20 protein-coding genes and 1 pseudogene are annotated in these 22,324 nt (G+C 42.3%); 11 read left to right on the top strand and 10 right to left on the bottom strand.

Annotated features, from left to right (window positions below):
• Positions 1 to 20: 20 nt before the first annotated feature.
• Positions 21 to 617 (bottom strand): fasciclin domain-containing protein, encoded by a 597-nt coding sequence (locus MAS10914_RS0128970; protein WP_017319451.1) that lies wholly within the window; start codon positions 615 to 617, stop codon positions 21 to 23.
• Between the two features lie 469 nt (positions 618 to 1,086).
• On the bottom strand, positions 1,087 to 2,724 hold the full coding sequence (locus tag MAS10914_RS0128965; RefSeq protein ID WP_026082893.1) for a mechanosensitive ion channel: 1,638 nt from the start codon (positions 2,722 to 2,724) through the stop codon (positions 1,087 to 1,089).
• 336 nt (positions 2,725 to 3,060) lie between these two features.
• Between MAS10914_RS0128965 and MAS10914_RS0128960 the strand changes: the two genes are divergently transcribed.
• Positions 3,061 to 3,516, top strand: coding sequence for an SRPBCC family protein (locus tag MAS10914_RS0128960; RefSeq protein ID WP_017319449.1), 456 nt, complete (start codon positions 3,061 to 3,063; stop codon positions 3,514 to 3,516).
• 58 nt (positions 3,517 to 3,574) lie between these two features.
• Here MAS10914_RS0128960 and MAS10914_RS0128955 read toward each other — a convergent pair whose 3' ends face one another.
• Positions 3,575 to 4,405, bottom strand: coding sequence for a SirB1 family protein (locus tag MAS10914_RS0128955; protein ID WP_017319448.1), 831 nt, complete (start codon positions 4,403 to 4,405; stop codon positions 3,575 to 3,577).
• A 640-nt stretch (positions 4,406 to 5,045) separates the two neighbouring features.
• Here MAS10914_RS0128955 and MAS10914_RS31315 point away from each other — a divergent pair.
• The 4 genes and pseudogenes from MAS10914_RS31315 to MAS10914_RS0128930 all read left to right on the top strand — a co-directional run.
• The gene (locus MAS10914_RS31315) at positions 5,046 to 5,810 is read left to right on the top strand and encodes a PEP-CTERM sorting domain-containing protein (protein ID WP_017319447.1); all 765 of its coding nucleotides are present in this window, start codon (positions 5,046 to 5,048) and stop codon (positions 5,808 to 5,810) included.
• Between the two features lie 270 nt (positions 5,811 to 6,080).
• Positions 6,081 to 7,529 carry a F0F1 ATP synthase subunit beta gene (atpD, locus tag MAS10914_RS0128940; protein ID WP_017319445.1) on the top strand — a complete coding sequence of 483 codons (1,449 nt, stop codon included), beginning with the start codon at positions 6,081 to 6,083 and terminating at the stop codon, positions 7,527 to 7,529.
• A 90-nt stretch (positions 7,530 to 7,619) separates the two neighbouring features.
• On the top strand, positions 7,620 to 8,033 hold the full coding sequence (gene atpC / locus MAS10914_RS0128935; RefSeq protein ID WP_017319444.1) for an ATP synthase F1 subunit epsilon: 414 nt from the start codon (positions 7,620 to 7,622) through the stop codon (positions 8,031 to 8,033).
• Between the two features lie 309 nt (positions 8,034 to 8,342).
• A pseudogene (locus MAS10914_RS0128930) lies at positions 8,343 to 8,642 on the top strand (WD40 repeat domain-containing protein); the annotation flags it as partial.
• A gap of 10 nt (positions 8,643 to 8,652) precedes the next feature.
• On the opposite strand, the gene MAS10914_RS0128925 reads toward MAS10914_RS0128930, so the two are convergent.
• Positions 8,653 to 8,952: a 30S ribosomal protein PSRP-3 gene (locus tag MAS10914_RS0128925; RefSeq protein ID WP_017319442.1), complete on the bottom strand. Its 300-nt coding sequence runs from the start codon at positions 8,950 to 8,952 to the stop codon at positions 8,653 to 8,655.
• A gap of 172 nt (positions 8,953 to 9,124) precedes the next feature.
• Between MAS10914_RS0128925 and MAS10914_RS0128920 the strand changes: the two genes are divergently transcribed.
• Positions 9,125 to 9,934 carry a TIGR01548 family HAD-type hydrolase gene (locus tag MAS10914_RS0128920; RefSeq protein ID WP_017319441.1) on the top strand — a complete coding sequence of 270 codons (810 nt, stop codon included), beginning with the start codon at positions 9,125 to 9,127 and terminating at the stop codon, positions 9,932 to 9,934.
• An 86-nt stretch (positions 9,935 to 10,020) separates the two neighbouring features.
• A complete protein-coding gene (locus MAS10914_RS0128915) occupies positions 10,021 to 10,812 on the top strand; it encodes a Tab2/Atab2 family RNA-binding protein (RefSeq protein WP_017319440.1) in 792 nt (263 codons plus the stop codon).
• Here the strand turns inward: MAS10914_RS0128915 and dcm are convergent.
• Complete coding sequence (gene dcm / locus MAS10914_RS0128910) at positions 10,779 to 12,110, bottom strand: DNA (cytosine-5-)-methyltransferase (protein WP_017319439.1); 1,332 nt, start codon at positions 12,108 to 12,110, stop codon at positions 10,779 to 10,781. The two genes, MAS10914_RS0128915 and dcm, sit on opposite strands and share 34 nt — an antisense overlap.
• A gap of 44 nt (positions 12,111 to 12,154) precedes the next feature.
• Positions 12,155 to 13,195, bottom strand: a complete 1,041-nt coding sequence (locus MAS10914_RS0128905) for a hypothetical protein (protein ID WP_017319438.1) — start codon at positions 13,193 to 13,195, stop codon at positions 12,155 to 12,157.
• A 364-nt stretch (positions 13,196 to 13,559) separates the two neighbouring features.
• Here MAS10914_RS0128905 and MAS10914_RS0128900 point away from each other — a divergent pair, with 364 nt between their 5' ends.
• Complete coding sequence (locus tag MAS10914_RS0128900; protein ID WP_017319437.1) at positions 13,560 to 14,321, top strand: metallophosphoesterase family protein; 762 nt, start codon at positions 13,560 to 13,562, stop codon at positions 14,319 to 14,321.
• 41 nt (positions 14,322 to 14,362) lie between these two features.
• Here the strand turns inward: MAS10914_RS0128900 and MAS10914_RS0128895 are convergent, their stop codons facing one another.
• Positions 14,363 to 15,229 (bottom strand): M48 family metallopeptidase, encoded by an 867-nt coding sequence (locus MAS10914_RS0128895; RefSeq protein WP_017319436.1) that lies wholly within the window; start codon positions 15,227 to 15,229, stop codon positions 14,363 to 14,365.
• Positions 15,230 to 15,514: 285 nt separating this feature from the next.
• On the opposite strand from MAS10914_RS0128895, the gene MAS10914_RS0128890 reads away from it, so the two are divergent.
• The gene (locus MAS10914_RS0128890; protein WP_017319435.1) at positions 15,515 to 16,051 is read left to right on the top strand and encodes a DUF4330 domain-containing protein; all 537 of its coding nucleotides are present in this window, start codon (positions 15,515 to 15,517) and stop codon (positions 16,049 to 16,051) included.
• 173 nt (positions 16,052 to 16,224) lie between these two features.
• On the top strand, positions 16,225 to 17,946 hold the full coding sequence (locus MAS10914_RS0128885) for a hypothetical protein (protein WP_026082892.1): 1,722 nt from the start codon (positions 16,225 to 16,227) through the stop codon (positions 17,944 to 17,946).
• A 138-nt stretch (positions 17,947 to 18,084) separates the two neighbouring features.
• Here the strand turns inward: MAS10914_RS0128885 and MAS10914_RS0128880 are convergent, their stop codons facing one another.
• A complete protein-coding gene (locus tag MAS10914_RS0128880; RefSeq protein WP_017319433.1) occupies positions 18,085 to 18,981 on the bottom strand; it encodes an alpha/beta fold hydrolase in 897 nt (298 codons plus the stop codon).
• Positions 18,982 to 19,443: 462 nt separating this feature from the next.
• On the opposite strand from MAS10914_RS0128880, the gene MAS10914_RS0128875 reads away from it, so the two are divergent.
• Positions 19,444 to 20,046 (top strand): hypothetical protein, encoded by a 603-nt coding sequence (locus MAS10914_RS0128875; protein WP_017319432.1) that lies wholly within the window; start codon positions 19,444 to 19,446, stop codon positions 20,044 to 20,046.
• 137 nt (positions 20,047 to 20,183) lie between these two features.
• Here the strand turns inward: MAS10914_RS0128875 and ftsE are convergent, their stop codons facing one another.
• Together ftsE and MAS10914_RS0128865 are read right to left on the bottom strand one after the other, a co-directional pair.
• Positions 20,184 to 20,936, bottom strand: coding sequence for a cell division ATP-binding protein FtsE (gene ftsE / locus MAS10914_RS0128870; RefSeq protein WP_017319431.1), 753 nt, complete (start codon positions 20,934 to 20,936; stop codon positions 20,184 to 20,186).
• A 262-nt stretch (positions 20,937 to 21,198) separates the two neighbouring features.
• Entirely contained in the window at positions 21,199 to 21,960 is a 762-nt protein-coding gene (locus MAS10914_RS0128865; RefSeq protein WP_017319430.1) for a WecB/TagA/CpsF family glycosyltransferase, read from the bottom strand.
• Positions 21,961 to 22,324 lie beyond the last annotated feature (364 nt).

Genomic DNA, 22,324 nt, shown 5'->3' with positions numbered 1-22,324 from the left:
CCCACCCTACATTAAAAGTGCTAAAACCCAGGAGGTAGAAGCACCTTGTCAATTTCAATAATCACGCCATTCTTTGTTTTGGTAGAGGGATGCTTGCCGCTAGCATTATTTAGCTTGACTGTGCCTTCAGAGTCAATAGATATGTTGATCTGGTTCCCTTCAACAGTTGTGATTGCCCTACCATTTAGGTCTTTAGCGTCTTTAGCAGTAATTTCACCAGAAACCAAATGATACTTTAGCACTCTAAGCCGATTTTGCGGTTGGCTATATCGCTTGAAGACATCTTTAGGTAAAGCATTAAAAGCATCATCAGTTGGAGCAAAAATTGTGAAATAACCAGGTTGCTTTAGAGTTTCAAGAAGACCTGCTTGTTTCAATTCATCAAAAAGATTGACAAATTTACTATTCTGGGCAAGGGTATCAGCAATGTTTTTTTCAGAGTTACGATAGGGATAGCTGCGATGAGCAGAAGGCTGAAAAAGAGCTCTGGGAGGATAGAATTTGGCTAAGACAGGAAAACTGATAAAGGTACTAAAACCAGCAATTCCTACAGCGCAAGCCAACTTTTTGAACCAATTTTTGGTAGCTAGGGCATTTAGATGATTTTGATTAAGCATAAAGTAGGTGAGTTACAACTAAACTCTTTGACATCCCAACTTCTAGTCGGAGATTGTTAGGCTGAACCTGCCCTTTCAGATTTTACGGACAGACGCCAATAGGAGGGAAGCCCGACGCAAGGAATGCACACTCGGGGAAACCCCAACGGACTGTTGCCTCCAAGGCGCTGTCCTCCCCTACTCATGGTCTTACAGTTCATGTTCAGCCCAGTCTTAGTCTCAATGCTAACTACAACCCACTCAAGGGAAATTTCCCAAACGTTTTTATTGAAAAACAGTTTTATAAGGATGGCAGGCTGAAAACTCCGGAGGGACAGGCACAACGCTTTTTTCGCTTTTGTCGTTTAGGCAACCAAGAGTCAAGAGTCCTTAAGTTCAAAGCTACTCTTGACTCTTGACTCTTGATGACCCTCACGAGTCATGATGCAAATTTAATGAGTATCATCCGTCTTCAACGCCTGCGGTTGACTTAACTTTTTCCTTTGAAAGAGTCAAGCCATTCTTGGACTTGTGTTCTGGCAATATCGCGAGTCCCTAAACCAAATGCCAAGGCAATAGCAACTGCGATCGCCCCTAGTAAAAGCCCAAAAGCTAAATTTACAATATCACTGGCAATACCAATTTGTTGCAGTGCCATTGCTGATACAAGGGCAATAATAGCAATGCGTGCGATCTGTCCCAAAATTCTTGCTTGGCGGTCGCCGGAACTGGTAATGATGTTAAAAGCCAGATTTGCTAAAAACAAACCAACGGCAAATACGGCTAATCCTGCCAAAATCCGCCCTAAGACTACCACAATACCAGCTACCAAAGCTGTCAGCGCCGGAATATTCAAGATATTCACCGCCGCCAAAGTTGCAAACAGCATAATCCCGACGAGGACGATAATGCCGACAATTTCCGATGGGGTACGGGTTGATACTGTAGGTGCTGTTGGTTCTTGCGGAATGACGACTCGTCTTGTGGGTGATGGCAGACCCAAAACCGAGAAAATATTGTTAAAGCCGATACTTGTAAGGATACTGGTCACAAGATCCGCCACAAAGTGCCCGACGAAATAGGCAATTATCAAAATTGCCAGTGCTGTGAAGATTGCAGGCAGTGTATTAAGAATCTGTTGCAGCATCGCGATCGCTGGCACGGAAATTGCCTCGATTTGCAGCTGATTAAGTGCCGCTATTGCGACAGGAATCAAAATCAAGACATAGACAATTGTGCCGATAATTGTCGAAAGAGATTGCGTCCCTGTAGTGGTACTTAATCCAAAGCGACTTCCCAATTGGTCAATTCCCGTTGTTGCCAGTAAGTTCGTGACAATTCGACGCACTACGTTAGCCACAAACCAGCCAACTGCCGCAATTAACGCCGCACCTAGGATGTTTGGCACAATTGAGATAATTTGCGTGACCAGAATTTGTACTGGTTCTAATGCCTGTGTTAACCCTAAGCTATCAAGCAACGGGATGAGAAAGACTAAAAAGATAAACCAGTACAGAGCATTGCCAATCGTCTCACTCAGAGATAGCTGATTGAGGCTGGGAGCGTCTTGTGGTGGATTTAATCGCTCATCTAACCGCAATGCTTGCAGTCCGCGTACCGTTATCAGCTTGACCAAGGTAGCCACTAACCAGGCGATTCCTAGGATAAGCGCTGCACCCACAAATCTGGGTAAGAAGTCACCAATTTGATTGAGAAAACTATTCAGCGGCTGAGAAGCTACCCTAAGTTGTAGCGTATCTAAAACGGCAACAATTGTTAAAAGTAGGATGCCCCAAAAGACTAAGTTGGAGATAATTTTCTCCACCTGGGGAAGATCCCCACCACCTGTTATCCCTGAGGCAATGCGGTTATCGATATTGGTACGATTGAGGAGGGAGCGTGTCACTGCTGCTGCTACCGCCGCAATCAGCCAGCCAATTAACAAAATTAGCACTGCTCCCAGCAAACGGGGCATGAACTGAACCACCTGTTGCAAACTTCCTTGCAGATAATTGATGGCATCGGGTTGTTCCGATGGCAACGTTGGTGATTGTGCCAAAAATTGCTGCATCCTCATTGACAAACCAACTTCTATCACCTGGGATATTCCTTGCCATGTTGTATTCATGGTTGTTCAGAATTAAAGTTGAGTGTTATGGCAGAAAACACCTTAGATGCTTCTGATGTGGATTTTCCTGATAATCCTACATTGCGGTAAGTTTACCAGTGTTTTGTCTATAAATTTACCAGTAAAGTCATTATAGACACGAGTCATTTTTTTACATTGTTATTTCTTATTTCTTGTTATTTCTTATTTCGTTTTATAAAGAAATGGCTTTAAAACAATGGATTATTCCTAATATATAAAATTCGACTCTCAAGCTAGATGTCGTATTATTGAAATCCGCTTATAGTGAAAGATTTTGCGTTATTCTAGGTGCAGCCATAGCAACAAAAATGTGGAATGTCTCAAGTCTTTGAACAATCGATTCAAATTAATGCTACAGCTACGGTAGTGGAGCGCTGCATTACCGAACAGGCTTTAATGCATCGCTGGCTTAACCCCGTGTTACGTTGCGAACCTGTAGGCACATGGAGTACTGATGTCGGTAGTAAAAGTCGGTTTGTGATTCAAATACCAGTCGTAAAACCTACATTGGATAGCACAGTCGTAGAAAGACAGCCGGGTTTAGTTGTATGGGAGTTCCAGGGTTTTTTTAAAGGACGCGACGCTTGGGAGTGTCAACCGCTAGACAAAGGAACACGCCTTGTTAACCGCTTTGAATTCGAGATTCCCAACCCCCTAGTAAGTTGGGGTTTCAAAACCTTTGCTCAAAATTGGACAAAAGAAGACATGCAAGCTCAACTGCGTCGTCTCAAGCGCGTCGCCGAGGAAATACAGCAAGGGTTGCGATCATAAGCTGTTGAGTCATTAAGAGTTCTGGTTTACGAGTGATCTCGTGCTTTTTCCTAACTCATTACTGTTCGCTAGTCCTCCCAAGCAGAGTTAGGATCTGGCGAATCAAAGCAGCATCTTGGGCATGAGGAGCCTTTGCTAGATAAGTTTCCAAGTCGTTAGCAGCTTGTACAAACCGACCAAGCTCATAGCACAAAAGACCGCGATCGCGCAATTCTATTGACGCCCCAGGAAACAACAGTAAAATCCGTTCAACGGCTGCTAGAGCTTTGTCCAATTCCTGTTGATTTAGGTAAATATATTTCAGATTCGCCAAGATACGTGCCAAAATTTGCCTTTTACTCACTGTTGCTAAAAATTCCGGTCGTAGTTGCACGGGTTGTCGATAAATTTGACTTAACCGTTCTTGGCAATCTTGTGGAAACATGATCTCGCCGCCATTGAACGCATCAATGAAAATATCCATATCCGCAATCTCAGGGCGAATTAGGAAATGTCCTGGCATTCCCACCCCTACCATAGGAAAGTCTATTCTTCGGGCAACCTCCAGGTAAACTATCGCCAAGGTAATAGGAATTCCCACTCGACGGTCAATGACATCATTTAAAAAGCTGTTGCGGGGGTCATAGTAATCTGCCTTATTTCCACCATATCCCAAGTCATCATAGAGATACCGATTGATATCTTGAATAACTCGCAAGGGATACCTTTGGGATGGCAAGCGTTCTTGTAGCTCCAGTGCCATTGTATCGAGGGCGTTGAGGTATTCTTCTTGATCAAGGTTAGGGTATTCTTCCTGTGCAATGTATAAAGCTGCCTTTGCTAAGTCAATACGCTCATCAGGCTGCTGGATTTCTTGGTCAAAATATTGCCGCGCTGACGAGAAGTTCATAAGCAGATGTTGTTGAATACAGGTTCAAGAAAGACTGGAGCGCTTAAGAGGCTTATTTCTACTTCTATCTTAAACTTGCTACTGCAATTCAAAAAATGAAAATTCTAAATTCAACTTGGTTCAGACTGCGCTGCGTTAGAAGGTTTCATTAATCACTCCGGTTTGTTCCGGCTTGCAGGGCAAAAATAAAAAAAACACTATTACGTATATTCACGCAAAATAAATAAACAAGTATTAAAGAAACTAAGTAAGTTTATAAAATTTTATTCAAAAATAGTTTTGTATTTTGCCTGAAATCTTTGCTGCAGCTAAGTTGTGGTGTATTTTTAATCTTTGTTGGAATGTGATTCTTGTATGAACAAGAGTATAAACTATGGCGCTTAAATAAATTCGACAATAAGCTTATAGATACAAGGGCGAGGAAAACATTAGATGAAAGCTTCGCCAATCTCTAAAAGACGACAGCGAAATTAAAAGCTTCAGTCATTTTTAACAAAACTTCTATCTGCGATTCGTTGTAACAGATTAACTTATTCGCTGTTGCATGAGTGGCGTTCTATGCAATCTCGCTCAGATGTTTGCGTACGCATTTAGAAGTATTTCAACTACAATGCACACCTTTTTTTGAGAAACAAGTTTTATGGTGATCTCTAATCTTGTCATGCGTTCAGTGGCAGCAAGTGTTGTTAGCTTAATTGGTTTTTCAACTCTTTTCAGTGCTGCACCATCCCTTGCCGCTGGAATTACTAACGGTGGTTTTGAAGACCCTGTAAACGGTTTTAATGGATGGGAAGTTAAAGGTAACACCAAAATCGAAACGTCAGCTTTTGGCAGTGGTCCAACCGAGGGAAGTCAGCAAGCTTTAACATTAACTGCAAAACCCGCAGTTGCTGCCTCAGAAATAGAAAGCTTCTTAGGGTTAGCAACGGGAAGCCTGAATGGTATTGCAAATAAAAATGTTCAGAATGGTTCCGCCATCAAACAAACGTTTAGCGCAACTGCTGGACAGAAGTTAACTTTTGATTGGAATTTCCTCACAGATGAGGGGCGCACAGGGCAAGCAGGCGTGGATTATACCGATTTCGGCTTTGTCTCACTTGGTATAGTGTCCGAATTAGCTGACACCAAATTTTCAACATTTTCTTTATCTGATGCAGATTTTCGGGCAGAGACTGGATTTAACACTTTTGAATACATTATCCAGACAAGCGGAGAATACATTTTGGGAGTGGGAGTTGCAAATGTGAATGATACTAAAGTTCACTCTGCGCTATTGGTTGACAACGTTAAACTCGCCTCCGTCCCTGAACCTGGTTCCATGTTGGGTATTTTAGCAGTAGGTGCTTTCGGCGCAACTTCACTTTTGAAGCGCAAACAGCAACAGAAAGCTACGGCTAAGGCGTAAATGGGTTGCTAGCCAGACTTTTGTAATTGCTTCCTAACCTACTTTTGTAACTGCTGTGTCTGCCATCGCCAGACACGGCATTTTTTCATTTTGACCTTTTCACTCACAAAACACAGCATAACCTGTTTACCACTCCACAGGTTGATTCTTAAGGAGAAATTTAAGCTGATATAGAGGGGATCGTTCAGTGCTACTCTTGAAGATGACATTGCAAAAGATAAAGTCTCTGAAGACCCTATCTGAAACATAGCTTCAATCAATAGGCTCAGCATGGTCACCACAGCAGAAAAAACAAACATTGGTTACATTACTCAAGTCATTGGTCCGGTTGTAGATGTTAAGTTCTCCGGCGGTAAAATGCCGCCAATCTACAACGCTTTGACCATCAAAGGCACTAACGAAGCCGGACAAGAAGTCTCAGTTACTTGCGAAGTGCAGCAGCTGCTAGGTGACAACCAAGTCAGAACTGTTGCCATGAGTTCTACCGATGGCTTAGTACGTGGAATGGAAGTAGTTGATACTGGCGCTCCCATCAGTGTGCCAGTTGGTAAAGCCACGCTAGGTCGGATTTTCAACGTCCTCGGCGAACCCGTAGACAATAGGGGACCTGTCAATTCTGAGGAAAAATTTCCAATCCACCGCGATGCTCCCAAATTCACGGAATTGGAAACCAAACCCTCCGTGTTTGAGACCGGGATTAAAGTTGTTGACCTGCTGACTCCCTATCGACGCGGTGGTAAGATTGGTCTATTTGGCGGTGCTGGTGTAGGCAAGACCGTCATTATGATGGAGTTAATTAACAACATCGCTACAGAACACGGTGGAGTGTCAGTGTTCGGTGGAGTGGGTGAGCGCACCCGTGAGGGCAATGACCTTTATAACGAAATGATTGAATCTGGGGTAATCAATAAAGATAACCTCAATGAGTCAAAGATTGCCCTAGTATACGGTCAGATGAACGAGCCACCCGGAGCGAGAATGCGGGTTGGTCTTTCGGCACTGACAATGGCAGAATACTTCCGCGATGTGAACAAGCAGGACGTGCTGCTGTTTATTGACAACATCTTCCGGTTTGTGCAAGCAGGTTCGGAAGTGTCAGCTCTGTTGGGACGAATGCCTTCTGCGGTAGGATATCAGCCAACATTGGGAACTGACGTAGGTGCATTGCAAGAGCGCATCACCTCCACCAACGAAGGGTCAATTACCTCAATTCAAGCGGTATACGTACCTGCTGACGACTTGACCGACCCCGCACCAGCTACCACCTTCGCTCACTTGGATGGAACAACGGTACTGTCTAGGGGTTTGGCTTCCAAGGGGATCTATCCAGCGGTAGATCCTCTTGGTTCCACTTCCACAATGTTGCAGCCCAACATTGTTGGTGGCGAACACTACAACACAGCCCGTGCAGTACAATCAACTCTCCAGCGTTACAAGGAGCTTCAGGACATCATCGCCATTCTCGGTTTGGATGAATTGTCTGAAGAAGACCGTCTCATCGTGGCGCGTGCGCGCAAAGTCGAGCGTTTCCTGTCCCAGCCGTTCTTTGTGGCAGAAGTGTTCACCGGTTCTCCTGGTAAGTATGTGAAGCTGGAAGATACGATCAAAGGCTTCAACATGATTCTGTCTGGTGAATTGGATGATCTGCCAGAGCAGGCTTTCTACATGGTTGGTAGTATTCAAGAAGCGATCGCCAAAGCCGAAAAACTCAAAGGGTAATTAGTTAATGGTTAGTGGTTAGTAGTTAGTGGTAATACCAACTAGCCACTAACTACTAACCACTAACAACTACCGAAAAACATAAAACAAATGACATTAACTGTTCGTGTAATTTCCCCAGATAAAACAGTATGGGATGCGCCAGCTGAAGAAATCGTTTTGCCCAGCACCACTGGTCAGCTAGGCATCCTCAGCGGACACGCACCACTATTAACTGCCCTAGACACGGGTGTGATGCGAGTACGTTCTAGTAAAAATCAGGATTGGGTGGCTATTGCCTTATCGGGTGGCTTTGCCGAAGTCGAACAAGATGAAGTCACAATTCTGGTAAACGGTGCAGAGCGTGGTGACAAAATTAACCTAGAGGAAGCCCGTGCTGCTTTGAACGAAGCAGAAACTCGTTTGAATCAGGTCAAACCAGACGACAGACAAGCACAAATCCAAGCAAAGCAGGCTTACAAACGTGCCCGCGCCCGTTTTCAAGCTGCTGGCGGTATGGTATAGATGCGTTTAGGTAGGGTATACGCCCTACCTACAAGTTATGACTTTTGATGACCTAAAGGCGAGAGGCTGCCGTTGGTAGCCTCACCCTCATAATAACTATCATTACTACTGATGATAAGATATCTATTTTTTTTGCAAGTTGTTTAAAGTCAAATGAGAGCGAATAGATAAGTATAAATTAATAGTTTTTAAAGAATAATGTTTGAATTGCAATTGCTTATGTAGAGACGTTGCAGCGCAACGTCTCTACACATATGTCATTATCACAAGTAACCCTTAACTGAACTGTATTGAGGTATAAATTGCTGTGATAACACTCTTAAATTGTGGGAGGTAAACACTGGTCAGGTCATTGGCACTCTTTCAGGCAATTCCTGGTCGGTGGTCACAGTGGCTTTCAGTGCCGATGGGAAAAGGTTGATGACCGGCAGTAGAGACAAAACACTCAAGCTGTGGAGGGTGAGCACAAAAGAAGAAGTTGCTACTCTTTCTGGTCATGTAGACTCAGTATCTGGCGTTGCTGTTAGCCCTGTTGCACAACTGATTGCTAGTGGCAGCAGGGATAAAACCATCAAACTCTCGGAGCTTCTTCAACAGCAGGGCAGTTGATTATACAACTCTAGGCGCTACCTGTAAAGCCAACTTCGGGAAATTTTAACTGAGCTTCAGCCATCGGACGGTTTCTGCCTTCTTCTTGCCAGTAGTTAATAACTTCTGTGGCTTTATTGAGCAATTCCACCCGATCCAGTTCAGTAATCCAGTGTTTTGATTCTAGCTCCTTTTTTAACTCTTCCCAGGCATCATTCCTTGGCCAGAAAAAGTACTTAGTCAAAGGACTTGTGCCTTTGCCTACGACTTGATCGACTGCCAAAGCGACGTTTTCGTCTAACCACAGTATTTTCAAAATAAACTTGGACAATCACACCTCCCTTGGAGTATCCGGGCAACATTCACTAACGCATGCGATCGCTTATTTTAACGCAATATCTAGCAGCTTACCAAATAGGAATTAGGCTTTGAGTATTTTGGAATTTTGAATTTTCTCACCATTTCCCAATCTAAAATCTAAAAATCTAAAACCTACACGTTCTATGACCGAACAATCCTCAACAAAAGCGATAATCGTTTTCGATATTGACGGCGTTGTGCGCGATGTCAGTGGTTCCTATCGACGAGCGATGGCAGATACTGTGGAGCATTTCACGGAGGGAGCGTATCGCCCAACACCACTCGACATAGACCAACTCAAGTCCGAAGGCATCTGGAATAATGATTGGGAAGCATCCCAAGAATTAATTTACCGCTACTTTGAAACTCATTCCTACTCCCGTGAACAATTACAACTCGACTACAATGCCATTGTCGCCTTTTTTCAATCGCGCTATCGAGGCTTAGACCCCCACAATTGGACGGGATATATCTGCAATGAACCATTATTGTTACATCCTAGCTACCTAGAGGAACTGACAAAAGCTGAGATCCCTTGGGGATTTTTCAGTGGTGCAACTCGTGCTTCTGCAACTTATGTTTTGGAAAAACGCCTTGGCTTGAAGTCTCCAGTATTAATTGCAATGGAAGATGCTCCTGGTAAACCAGATCCCACTGGACTTTTTGCTACCATTCACCTGTTGGAGTCTTGTGGTAGTAAAGAGAATCACAAATCAATACCAGTCATCTACGTGGGAGATACAGTTGCTGATATGTACACAGTGGAAAAATCCAGGGTCTTGGAACCTACGCGCACTTGGATTGGTGTAGGTATTTTACCGCCACACGTACAGGAAACAGCAACGCGACGTGATGCGTATACTGAGACATTACTAACAGCAGGAGCATCGATAGTTTTGAGCAATGTACAACAACTGAGTCCGCTCAAAATAGAAGAACTACTGGGGATATAAGAGGTGTAGGAGGTAGGGATGTGCGTTAAAGGAAAACCCTTACCTCTTATATCCAATCTTAACCAACAAATAGATGCGTAAGTCCTATGAAAATTTGGCAAGCTGATTTTTATCGTCGTCCGCAGACAGAAGCATCAGGACAAGTGATGTGGGAGTTGTTGATTTGTGACGAAACTCGCAACTTTGAGTATCAAGCAACTTGTCCGCAATCGCAAGCAAATTCAAGTTGGGTTGCTTCTCAACTTCAACAAGCAGCTGGTGAACATTTACCAGATGTTATTCAGGTGTTTCGTCCTCAGTCTTTAAGTTTAATAGAACAAGCTGGACGCAGTTTAGGCATTAGTGTTGAACCAACCCGTCGCACATTGGCATTAAAACAGTTGTTGCAAGAAAAGCAATATGCCATATCCTTGGATAAACCACCCCCAATGCCATTACCAGAAAACCTTTGGGGAGAAAAATGGCGTTTTGCTTCACTGAGTGCTGGTGATATGGCAGAAGCGTTTAGCGATCGCCCCATTCCTATTTTAGAAATACCAGAATATCTCTTGCCGATCAATCTCGGTTTGGCGTCAACAGTTGCTGTCCCCGGTATAGTCATTGATGGTGGAAGGCAATCGATGCGTTTGGCTCGATGGCTGGAACAAGCGCATCCCGTAGCATTAAATTACGTTGCTGGTGCGCCTAATGGTTTAGTGTTAGAAGCTAGCTTGGTTGACAGATGGATTGTTGCCACGTTTGAAGATCAACAAGTCACTGCTGCTGCTCAAGTTTATCAACAGCGTCAGCAGCAAAGTCAAGGACTACATTTTTTGTTAGTGCAACCCGATGATTCCGGGATGACTTACACCGGCTTTTGGTTATTGCGTGAAGAGTGAGCGATTGCATTTTCAAATCTCTGAGTTCGTTGTTGGGTATAATACAACGTTTTCATAATGACTTCTTGCGCCACAGCTTTTACTACATTAATGCTCACCGAATTTCCCAATTGATGGTAAGCCTTATTATCATTGGGATGAAGTATAAAGCTATCAGCAAAACCTTGTAATCTCGCCGCTTCGCGGGGGGTTATTCGTCGAACTCTATTATTGTGGTAAACTCCTAACCTATTAGCATCACTGGCAACAAGTGTAACAGAAATCTTACTTGGATCTAGAAACTTATAAACTTCAAAAGAAAAGTTACCAGCTACAGGTTTATATTGACCATTAATAATCTTTAAATATCTCTTAGCAACTAAAGAATCTAAAATTTCTTCAAGGTTTGGATGGTCAAAAAAACTAGCTATTTGGTCTCTAGTTAATAATTTACCGTCTTGCTCATTGCCAAATATTTTGTTACGTCTCTTTAAAATAAAACGGTTCATTAATTCTATTTCATCTGCACTACACTTGCCACGTAATCCTAATTCCCATGAATGAATAGAGTTTCCTCCTCGATAATCGATTAACCGTACCCCGTGTAACCGATTTAAATCATTATTATATATCTGTTTCAAAACCTCAACAAAAGCTGATGAACAATCATACTTGTTGTCTGGATTCTCTTCCAAAACATCCGCAACAGCAACAGATTTTTTAAGCGGGTAAAATAAAGATAATTGCTGTGGATTATAAGAATGTGAATCTTTTGGTCCTACATCAGAAATCAATCCAAACGTAGGAGAAGCATCTAAAATTCCCACTAGATAAATTCTGACACGGTTTTGCGGTAAACCAAAGTTAGCACTGTTTAGCAAAAAAGCGTTAAAGCTATAACCTCTGTTTTCAATTTCGTGCTTAATTGTCGCTAGAGTTCTTCCTTTCTCATGGCTATACAGTCCCCTCACATTTTCAAAAATGAAAGCTTGTGGTTTATATGTATCAAGTAATCTCGTTATTTCAAAGAATAATGTTCCTCTCGTATCTCCAAAACCCTCTTTTTTACCTGCGTGAGAAAAAGCCTGACATGGAAAACCAGCTAACAAAAATTCATGTTCTGGTAATTGTTCTATGAGGTGAATGTCGCCTAAAGGCTTGTGACCAAAGTTTTTTTCATAAACAAATTGGGCATCAGAATCTATTTCGCTACTTAATACGCATTCAGCCTCTATCTCTAGGGAATAAGCAGCTTGTTCAAAGGCTAACCTTATTCCACCAATTCCTGCAAACAAATCTACAAACCGAATTTTTCCCATACTTCAATTTTTTATTATTTTTTTATATATAAAAACTAACATATCTAGTCTTCTCCAAAGTATGCTTTCAAAAAGCTACAAAGCAAATTAAGCTCCTCACGAGAAAATGCTACTGTACAATGACTGTATAAACAAATTATCGAGAGGGCATTTTCTCTTTGAAAGTTACCAGCACCATCTAGGACATAAGCTATTTTATAACCAAGACTTTCAATTTGTTCAAACCGGGATTTTGCTTGTCCTGCCTTACGCTCAATTACGCTATTTGTAGTTACCTGAAAGCTAACTTCTATGGCTACATACTTGTTTCCCTGAGAAACTACAATATCAAAATTTGTCGGACGGTTGTTATTTTCAGTATGGCTGACACCAGGTAAATTTCCATTAAGCTGAATCTTTACAGTAGTAATAGCAAGGTTGTCTTCTAAATAATTTTTTACAAATTTTTGAGTTATTTGCCCTAACGTATTTGATTGAGAACCAGAAGTGATACGACTAACCCATATATATCGTTGCTTAATAAATTTTTGCAGTTTGTCCGGTTGACCTACATAATTACCAATTTCACACTTTGTTAGTATTTCCGCAGTTTTTTCATCTGTGGAACTGCTACCAAACAAAAGTACCGCTATTACGTCTTTTTGAAGTTCTGAAAGAGGTTGGGTTTCCAGTAGTTTTTTACCTGTAATGCCAAGTTTAGTATTGTTGAGTTGTCCTTTCACAGGCAAAACACGAAAAGTATAACAGTAATTTTCTCTACTCCATAAGTAATCTAGCCTTCTTAAGGGTAAGATGGAGTTAAACTGGGTGTTTAACCGTTGTAACATTTCACCTCCAAAGTCAGCCAAAACAATTAAATGTTTAAGAAACAGATTTGCCTGCAAGTTTGAGGAATCGATGATTTGAAATAATCCATCCAGGGTAGCAACACTTACACTCAGAATTGCAATGAATTGTTCTTGAGTTTCTAAGAGTTTGGGAATTATACTAAGTTCTGCCTCTTGTTTCGATAATTCTGACGGCCAAAAAATAGATGCTAATTGACTTAGCTCCTTAACTGTTCTCCGATAATTTATCTTCGACATAAATAACTGATTCTATTAGGTGATATTGCAACACCTCATGATAGTGACAAAATTTGCTATTGTGTCCATTGCACACCGTTGCAGGCACTACTTGTTAATTATCAGTATTTTTACGTAAAATTACTGATGTAGAAGTTTTAGAAAAAATTAAGATTTAAGAATGGAACTTCTATGTCTAAAAATTAAGTTAAATATAGTTGCTTTGTATATTACGAATAAGGAGGATTGTTATTTACACTTACTTGAATGACTTCTAATTTAGATTAAATTTAAATTTTTGAACTTTTCTTACCCATATTTACGAAATCAACTGGGTCTACAGTGTAGCACAAGTATTAGGCAAAGTTATTGAAGCAAAGAGCTGATGAGCGCAACTAGCTATCGCCGAATTGTTATTGGGGACGTACATGGTCACTATGAAGGTTTAATGACATTGATGGAGGCAATAGCCCCCACATCAGATGATCAAGTCTATTTTCTTGGAGACTTAATTGATCGCGGACCCCAAAGTTCACAGGTAGTTAAATTTGTCAAGGATAGTTCCTACCAGTGTCTGCTGGGGAATCATGAGCAGATGTTATTGAACATTCTTACCAACGCACAAGTTCCCACCTCAATGGTGCAAGCATGGCTGTACAGTGGAGGGCAAGCAACGCTAGCCAGTTACCAACAAGCTACAATACCCCATGACCATCTGGAATGGTTTAAGGCTTTACCCACATATCTTGACTTGGGGGATATTTTGTTGGCTCATGCTGGTGTTGACCCCTCAATTCCTATCGCAGAACAAACCGCTGAACAGCTTTGCTGGGTGCGCGACAAATTTCACAGCATGGAAAAACCTTATCTCCCCGATAAGCTGATTATCGTCGGTCACACCATCACCTTTACCCTACCTGGCGTTACTCCTGGTAAACTGGCACAAGGACAAGGGTGGCTGGATATCGATACTGGCGCTTATCATCCCCGAAGTGGCTGGCTAACAGGACTAGACATTACAAATCAACTGGTTTATCAAGTCAATGTCTATCGTCATTGTCTCCGCACCTTGCCGTTAGAAGAAGTGGTGACAATTGTCGATCCAGCCAGAATCGAAGTTGAGCGCTGCAACAGGCGAGGTGCGTAAGTGGATAGTAGGTAGTGGAATAACCAACCAACAACCAACAACTAACGAACTAATGCTTTGATATTTGCTTGATAAGCAGCATTATCCATACCAGCACTTCCACCGCCAGGTTGAGCGTTGATAGAACTTTGTAAGGCTTTAATGCGATCGCCTGTTGCGGGGTGGGTACTCAAAAATGTGGGAGTCCCAGAACCCTTTTTAAGCAGCTTCTGCATGAAAGAAACCATCCCCGATTGAGCATAACCAGAGCGTGTTAAAGTTCTTAATCCTCTTCTATCGGCATCATATTCATCTTCACGACCGCGAGGACGGTTAAGGGCTAATTCTACACCAAGCGACACCGCTTGATTGCTGTCTAAACCGGCTGCTGATGCCAAACCACTTGCAACGGCTTTTTGCCGCATCTGCTTTAAAAGGTGCTTCCCGCCTATGTGACCAATTTCATGACCGATGACACTAGCTAGTTCCGCTTCATTTTCTGCGGTTTTCAGCAAACCTTTGTTGACATAAACAAAGCCTCCCAAGGTCGCAAAAGCGTTGATACCGTCATCATCAATGACTTGGAAGGTATAGGGGAGGTCAGGGCGATCGCTATTAGCGACTAGGCGCTGACCAATTTGTTGTACATAGCGATTAACTGCTGAATTGCGGTATAGCCGAACTTGACCGCTTACCAATTGCTTATCCATCTGCTTGCCAAGCTCAACTTCCTGCTTAGGCGATATATTAGAAAGCTGAATGACTTGGACTCCTTGCAAAATGAAAGGTAACCACCGTTGAGCATCAATAGCCCTGGCGGTGATTGGTGTATTTAGACACAAAATCAAGGCAACGACTATGGAAATTAACGGATAAAACCAGGGACGCCGAAAAACACGGGGATTTACAGAAAAGTGCTTTCTATTCATCATAATCCGGTTTAAGGAGAGATTTGGGGGAATGTAAAACTATGGGACGTATTTATAGCTTTATAAGTTGCATTCTAAACTCTTGCCAAGATATCGTGCATCTTCTCAACTACAGTCACTTAAAACAGCAAAAAGTCCATCCTAAATTAGGAAGTTGTGATAAACTGTCGCATGACCGCAATGCCCAGCTACTTGAAGTTCTATGACGTAAGTAAAAATGCACCGTTTCCACTAAACCATAATGCTACAATCAGCAACTTTACTCTTAATCTGGAAAGACTTCTTATGACTATTTTAGATTCAAAAGGTCGTTTATTCGGTAAAATTAATATCCTCGATTTAGGTGCTGCACTGGTCATTCTGTTAGTGATACTTGGCATCTTTTTCTTCCCTGGCGGTTCTGGTTCGGTTGCCCAAGTCGGTACAAAAACAGTACCTATTGAGGTAGACTTAGTTGTACGGGGATTAAACGTACTTGACACTCAACAGTTATACGCGCAAGGGTTTAACAAAGGCGGTAAAACTAACGTTATTATCCGCAATCAACCCTACGGTCAGATTGAGATTAAATCTGTGGAAGAACTACCCAGAACCGTATTGGTTCCCCAGCCTGATGGTTCCGTTAAAGAATTGCCAGAACCGAACAGAGCAAACAACTTTAGTAAAGATTTGCGCTTAACTGTGGCAGGCAAAGCGAAAATCACTAATGAGGGGCCAGTTCTAGGTAACAGTAAAGTTAAAATCGGTATGCCAATTGAGTTAGACGGCTTCAACTACAACTTTAATGCCACTGTCATTGATGTCAGATTGAAAGAAAAGTAGCATTTCCATTGTTTAGGTAAAAGCTTATTAAAGCCTCCTCAACTGGGAGGCTATTTTGTCAATAGAAATAATTCACTATGAATCGTATAGCCCTCGAAGCCTTTACCTTCTGCTTAATATGTCTTCCTCTTGCTTGCGCTTATGTGAAGGCTGAAAATCAGTGGACACCGCAAATGGAAGCAGAGTTTCAATTGCGGTCAAAGGAAGTTATTAAAAAACTTGCAGGAAGCAACTACGGAAATACGGCTTTTGAGAGCGAAAAGAGATCTTACCCCAAAGCAATGATAGATTTTCTTGCAGGAAATCAACAAAAGGCAATCTCTTTCCTGCAATCTAAGGATGCTGACGCTAAAAGTCACGCTCACACCTTGGGAATTGACTTCTACTCTGGCTTTACCCTCAAAGGTCAAGTCCGCAAATACTTTTATTTTGGCAAATATCTTGACCCAGCATATCGTCAGCGGATGAAACAGGCGATGCAAATTTGGACAGAGGTCGATCCGCTGACGCGCCGTTTTCCCAACCGTCAACAATTCTGGGCAAAATCAACAGACAATTGCGATAGCTGGGTAGACTGTCGCAACACCGATAACCTAAAAGCCATGCGCGAAGTCGCTGTCTACTTATTTGCTGAAGAAACAGGAAACGAAGCAACACGCAAACTTTATAAAGAACGCATCACAAGAAATGTCCGCACTCTCTACAACATTGGACAAGGTGAATGGGATTCGGAAAACTACCTAGGACACGCCGTAACGACTTATGTCAATCTTTATGATTTCGCTAAAGACCCAGAAGTGAAATCAGTTGCTAAATCTGCATTGGATTGGTTTTTCACTTCCGGGGCGCTGAAATATTGGCGGGGAGGATTTGGTGGTCCTTCCAAACGCGATTACAGTCAAGGGAACTGTGTTTGGTGTTCCCTCGCCACCCATGAATTAGGACTGTACTTTGGTGATTCACCCCTTGCAGATCCCAAACCATCTCCCGACTCAGTACACCTCATCACCAGCAGTTATCGTCCACCATCAGCGGTTGTCGCCTTAGCACGGAAGCAATTCCAAAAGCCACTAGAACTCCTCAATTCTAAACCAACATATGAGAACTGGAAGCCTGGTGGCGACGCTGCACCAGAGTTTTACGAAACTCTCTATTTCGGAAACACCTTTCAACTCGGTACATTAGCTCAAGGTTCCGGTGGAGACTGGAACGGCTTTAAAATGATGGCATACAATTCTCAACGCGGCGTCGATTATTTTATAGCTGCAACGGGAACAAACCCGACTCAAATTTCGTCAGCGTCTGTTGGTGGAGATAATGTTGCTCACTACCGCAATTTGGTTATTTGGCTCAACAATAAACCTAAGGTTCCATTCCAATTTTTTTTACCCAAGTCTGCCAAGCTAGAAACAAACAAAGGTGTGACTTTCATCCACTACGAAAAGACATGGTTGGCATTAACGCCAATTAATTTAAAAATAGAGGGAATCAACACCGCAGCCAGTGAGAAAATTCGCGATAAATATCCCAATGACCAAATTCTAACTGCTGTAGGCAATGGTGGAACCGAAAGCGGATTTGCTCTTGAAATAGGTGAGAACAAAACCCATGGTGATTGGAATCAGTTTCAGCAGTCTGTGCTGCAAAAGTCCCGCCTAAACCTGAGTCAGATGAATGATGGAGTGGTTGAGTATCAGGGTGTTTCGGGAAAAGTAAAACTTCAATATCAAAGTCAGGGATTACCTAAGGTTTGGCGAAATGGACTTTTTCACGACTGGCGAAATCATTATGCAGTCTACCAAAACGCTCAAGGTAGTAAAACGCCAATCTATCAAGGATGGAAACAAGGTCAACTGGAAGTGACAGCAGGTGGTTATAAATTGAGGAGTTATTAAACTTCTTGCAAAAGTATGTATTTAGAAGTGAAAACCACAGATCCACACGGATGCACACAGATAACTCATCTGTGTTCATCTGTGTCCATCTGTGGTTTAATTTTTATTTCATTTTTATTTTCTACTCATGACTAATGACTAACTCAGCAAAGGCAAAAACTGTCTGATTAAACCAATAGTCACCGCTGGCTGTTCCAATTGAGGTGTCAATCCCACATCATCCAGCAACTGAAAAATACGGATTGCTTGCGGATTCATTTGGGCGAGACGACGACCAATTTCTGGACCTGTAAGTTGGGACTTTTGACCCCAGATAATTGCCGTAGGAGTAGTCAGTTGTTGAATATAGAGCGACAAATCAAAGGATAAGTCGCCACGTACAAAAGACAGCGCCGCATATTCAGCATTAGGTTGTTGTGCCGACTCCAGGTAAGCGTTGACAATCTCCTCGTACACTCGACTAGGTTGAGCGAATTGCCTTTGCTCTAAAAAGCTGCGAATGCCCTCTTTTGTGGCGATTCCCGTACTATACACCAATCGGTCGAGAATGGGAATACTGATGAGCTGGGCAAAGAAGTTGTTGGAGTTATCTTCGCCAAAATCGGAAAGTCCGGCGGGTGCAGTGAGAATCAAGGACTTAAATAGTTCGGGATGAGCGATTGCAACTCTGATTGTCAATGCTGCTGTTAGGGAAGAAGCAATGACTATGACTGACTGATTGCAAGTTTGTTGCAAAAACTCCCGAATACTCGTCAGATAATCCTCAATCCTGTAATTCCGTGCTGGATGCTCAGATCTCCCCCAACCTATCAAATCTGGTGCGATGATACGATATTCGGCAGCAAAGGCTGGATAAATTTTTGACCACTCATATGCAGAAGACCCACCACCAAAGCCATGCAGAAATACCAATGTGTCCTTATCTGCACTGGCACTATTGTGGTTTTGCCACGGTGAGCCTTCATTAGTGAAATAGGTCATTCTACCTAAAGAGGTAATGATAGAGCGTTGCTCAAATCCTAGTGGTTGAAACATAAGTATTAATCTTTAGTTATTATTCATTAATTTTCTGGCTTCACTCTCTCCAAAAACTCCTCTTACCTCTATATATAGTCGATGGCATCTCAATACTACCTATCGCTGCTTCTAATTCAGCGACGGTATAAAAATATTACATAGTATGTAAAGATTTGGTGATTTTTTTTTCACTCTTAAAGTCTTTTTTACTTGTAAGTCCTATTATTGCAAGCCATATACTGGTAGCAGGTACAACTTAGGTATGAATCCCTCTATCACTTTTTTATGGTACTCTATCAGAAACATTACTGATATGTGTGAGCGTCCAGAAAAGTGTAAACGCTCAATGAATATATTAAGTAGACCCAGGTGTGCTTCATCCTGCTAGCAGATTAACTGGCTTTTGTAGCTAGAATCCTATGCAACTTAGCAAAATCAATAGATGTCTATGTAGTTAATAATCTAACAGTTCTCTAGACAATGACAAAGCGGGGTGTCGTGGTAAAACAGGTTAGTCTTCAATCTCATACAAAGCCAACTATTGAAGACAATAAATTCTCTGGTGATGAATTTGATTTGAAAAATCAAATTAAAAATTCACCTTCGCTAGATAAAGTGGAACAAGCTGTGGACAGCGACGTGGTATCAGTACCAACCTCTATCTGTTTGAATTTGGAAAATTTGCGATGTTTTGAAGCAGTGGAGCGACAGTATGAGCAATGGGGCATTGTTTTTAATAATTGTATAGCAATACAGCCATCAAATCCAGCATTCCCCACCCACTCTGGAGTGGTAGTCTTAATGGGAGCACCTAAGAATGGATATTTAGAAGCAACTTTTCTGCGTTCTGTCCATTTTGTAAGTGCCTATGTAACCAGTTCGCGACGGCTTGTGCTTTCAGCATACGGTCGCGATCGCCAACTGCTTACCCAAACGGTACTACCAGGAGCAAATCTTGCTAATTCTGACTCTGCAGTGCCTCCCAACGCCTTATTATCTGTATCAGCCAACGAAATCCACCGCGTTACCTTCTGCGCTTTTGATGGTCAATTCACCATTGATGAGTTTAGTTTCTGCTATTAACGAGCCAATCTAAACACTCCCTGTGCAAAGTTGGTGGTAAGCGCCTTATTCCTCAGTATTGTGTTAGTTGTGAGTTGTCAACGATTACAACTTATACCAAATCTGAGCCAATAACCAGTAACCATAACCACAAACACTTAACTTTTTCGATAAAGCCGACCATTTTGGACTTGCACCACTGGATGATTGCACCTCCGTACTAACTGTTCATCGTGGGTTGTCACAATCACTGTTGCTCCAAAAGAGTTTAACTTTTGGAGAATCTCGATCACTTGCCAGGCATTATCTGGATCAAGGTTTCCAGTAGGTTCATCAGCCAAAAGGATTGGTGGTGTTCCGATGATTGCTCGCGCAATGCTCACCCGTTGTTGCTCTCCACCAGAAAGCTGCTCTGGAAAGCAGTCTGCTTTGGAAAGTAAACCCACCAGTTTCAAACTAGGTTCTAAACGCCGTTGAATTTCCTTACGAGTATATCCTTGAGCTTGTAGCACGACAGTCACATTTTCCGCCACTGTCCTTTGAGGAATGAGTTTGTAGTCTTGAAACACAACGCCAATGCGTCGCCGCAAAATTGACAAGCGATCGCCCCTCAAAGCCGCCACATTGGACTCATCAACAATCACATCTCCTTGTGTTGGTAACTCATCGCCATACAGCAGTTTTAACAGTGTGGATTTACCTGAGCCGCTTGATCCTGTGATAAACAGAAATTCGCCTTTTTTGACTTCCAAATTCACGTTGACAAGGGCATGGCTGCCATTGGCATAGGTTTTTGACACACAATACAATTGCACCATAGCTACAGCAGTAGCATTGCTCTGTTGAGTTTCGTTGTTTTGAGTAGAGACAGCTTTTTCAGTAGCTTGCTTCGTTGTTATAGCAGTTTTCATTCGGCTCGAACACTCCTCGGATCACTGAATGTGGTACTCTATTTTTGGTGGCAGTAGCTAAGTTTTAAAAATCCCTAATAGGGATTGAAATGAAATAATACTGCCATTGCTAAATAGGAGTTTATACTTTAGATATGAGATTGAATACAATAAGTATTCCCAGGCAGAACCTGGGAATTTCAATCTGAAACCTAATTTTTCTTTAAACAAGAATTAACAGTTTGGGAAGGGTGTCTCATGTAACACCCCACATCGTTAGTTCCTAATTCGACGCTACACCTACCCCCCAGACTTGAAAGAATCGATAAATTAAGGCTTTCAAGGCAAACTCAGGCAAAGCTAACATCCGCCGCCAGCGCCAAGGTTCTTGATACAGCCGATACAGCCATTCCAAATTGTTATCTCCCAACCAAGCAGGAGCGCGAGTTTTGATCCCCGACCAAATATCAAAACTACCTCCAACACCAACCCATATTGCTTGAGGACATAAATGGCGATTGTTGGCAATCCATAACTCTTGACGTGGGACTCCCAAGCCAACAAAAACAACTTGTGGTTGTAGTTGGGTGAGAGTTTGTCGCAATTGTTCTTCTTCTTCTTTTGAATGGAAGCCGGAATGGGTACCTGTTACGACCAAACCTGGATTTTGAGAAAGCCAGAACTCTGATGCTTTTGCGGCTATACCAGGCGCTCCTCCGTAGAAAAATACCTTTGCGCCTCGTTGTCCCAGTTCTTGCAAGAGTGCTTCTGCTAGTTCAATTCCAGGAGTTCTTTGGACTTTTTGCCGTAATAGCCATCGCAGGTACAGAACGACCCCGGCTCCATCTGGAACCACTAACTCAGCATCTTTTATGACCTTAGCTAGGGATGAATTCCGCTCTCCCTGCATAGTCATTTCTGCATTGAGCGTTACCACATGAGTTCCCATACCGTTTTGCAAGCGTTCTAGCAACCAGCCTGGATAGTTAGTCATCACATGAACTGGTAGCCCTAATACTGAAAACTTTCTAGGCAGTTCAGACATAGCCTATTCTTAATAAGTCTCACACCTAACTATATAGAACGATAGCTTATCAAATTGTTTCCAAAAGCTAAATATGGGAATTTTACAAATTTATAACAACCCAACCCTCCCGCGCCAAATTGGACGGCTATGGCGTGAAACTTATCGCCCACTAGACTCCCCTAAGTTAAATCTATGGTATGCTGCTCGAATGCTCATACAGCATACTTCACCAACAAGCCACAAATTTGGGCATAGCTTGTGCTATCTATTTAGTTATTAGTTTACTCACTATAGTCATTAAAATGCAGAATAAAACTCATTAATATCAGGCACAGCTAGGCAGGAGTAGCACCTTTTATTTTTATTCTTGAAGCTCATGTCC

Source organism: Mastigocladopsis repens PCC 10914 (assembly GCF_000315565.1).
GTDB lineage: Bacteria > Cyanobacteriota > Cyanobacteriia > Cyanobacteriales > Nostocaceae > Mastigocladopsis > Mastigocladopsis repens.
The sequence above is the reverse complement of the archived record's forward strand: the minus strand, read 5'-3'. Positions and strand labels throughout refer to the sequence as shown.

Bases quoted from the DNA above. Each gene is read 5' to 3' on its own strand.
- MAS10914_RS0128970 (WP_017319451.1), bottom strand. From the start codon at position 617: ATGCTTAATCAAAATCATCTAAATGCCCTAGCTACCAAAAATTGGTTC.
- MAS10914_RS0128965 (WP_026082893.1), bottom strand. From the start codon at position 2,724: ATGAATACAACATGGCAAGGAATATCCCAGGTGATAGAAGTTGGTTTG.
- MAS10914_RS0128960 (WP_017319449.1), top strand. From the start codon at position 3,061: ATGTCTCAAGTCTTTGAACAATCGATTCAAATTAATGCTACAGCTACG.
- MAS10914_RS0128955 (WP_017319448.1), bottom strand. From the start codon at position 4,405: ATGAACTTCTCGTCAGCGCGGCAATATTTTGACCAAGAAATCCAGCAG.
- MAS10914_RS31315 (WP_017319447.1), top strand. From the start codon at position 5,046: ATGGTGATCTCTAATCTTGTCATGCGTTCAGTGGCAGCAAGTGTTGTT.
- atpD (WP_017319445.1), top strand. From the start codon at position 6,081: ATGGTCACCACAGCAGAAAAAACAAACATTGGTTACATTACTCAAGTC.
- atpC (WP_017319444.1), top strand. From the start codon at position 7,620: ATGACATTAACTGTTCGTGTAATTTCCCCAGATAAAACAGTATGGGAT.
- MAS10914_RS0128920 (WP_017319441.1), top strand. From the start codon at position 9,125: ATGACCGAACAATCCTCAACAAAAGCGATAATCGTTTTCGATATTGAC.
- MAS10914_RS0128915 (WP_017319440.1), top strand. From the start codon at position 10,021: ATGAAAATTTGGCAAGCTGATTTTTATCGTCGTCCGCAGACAGAAGCA.
- dcm (WP_017319439.1), bottom strand. From the start codon at position 12,110: ATGGGAAAAATTCGGTTTGTAGATTTGTTTGCAGGAATTGGTGGAATA.
- MAS10914_RS0128905 (WP_017319438.1), bottom strand. From the start codon at position 13,195: ATGTCGAAGATAAATTATCGGAGAACAGTTAAGGAGCTAAGTCAATTA.
- MAS10914_RS0128900 (WP_017319437.1), top strand. From the start codon at position 13,560: ATGAGCGCAACTAGCTATCGCCGAATTGTTATTGGGGACGTACATGGT.
- MAS10914_RS0128895 (WP_017319436.1), bottom strand. From the start codon at position 15,229: ATGAATAGAAAGCACTTTTCTGTAAATCCCCGTGTTTTTCGGCGTCCC.
- MAS10914_RS0128890 (WP_017319435.1), top strand. From the start codon at position 15,515: ATGACTATTTTAGATTCAAAAGGTCGTTTATTCGGTAAAATTAATATC.
- MAS10914_RS0128885 (WP_026082892.1), top strand. From the start codon at position 16,225: ATGGAAGCAGAGTTTCAATTGCGGTCAAAGGAAGTTATTAAAAAACTT.
- MAS10914_RS0128880 (WP_017319433.1), bottom strand. From the start codon at position 18,981: ATGTTTCAACCACTAGGATTTGAGCAACGCTCTATCATTACCTCTTTA.
- MAS10914_RS0128875 (WP_017319432.1), top strand. From the start codon at position 19,444: ATGACAAAGCGGGGTGTCGTGGTAAAACAGGTTAGTCTTCAATCTCAT.
- ftsE (WP_017319431.1), bottom strand. From the start codon at position 20,936: ATGAAAACTGCTATAACAACGAAGCAAGCTACTGAAAAAGCTGTCTCT.
- MAS10914_RS0128865 (WP_017319430.1), bottom strand. From the start codon at position 21,960: ATGTCTGAACTGCCTAGAAAGTTTTCAGTATTAGGGCTACCAGTTCAT.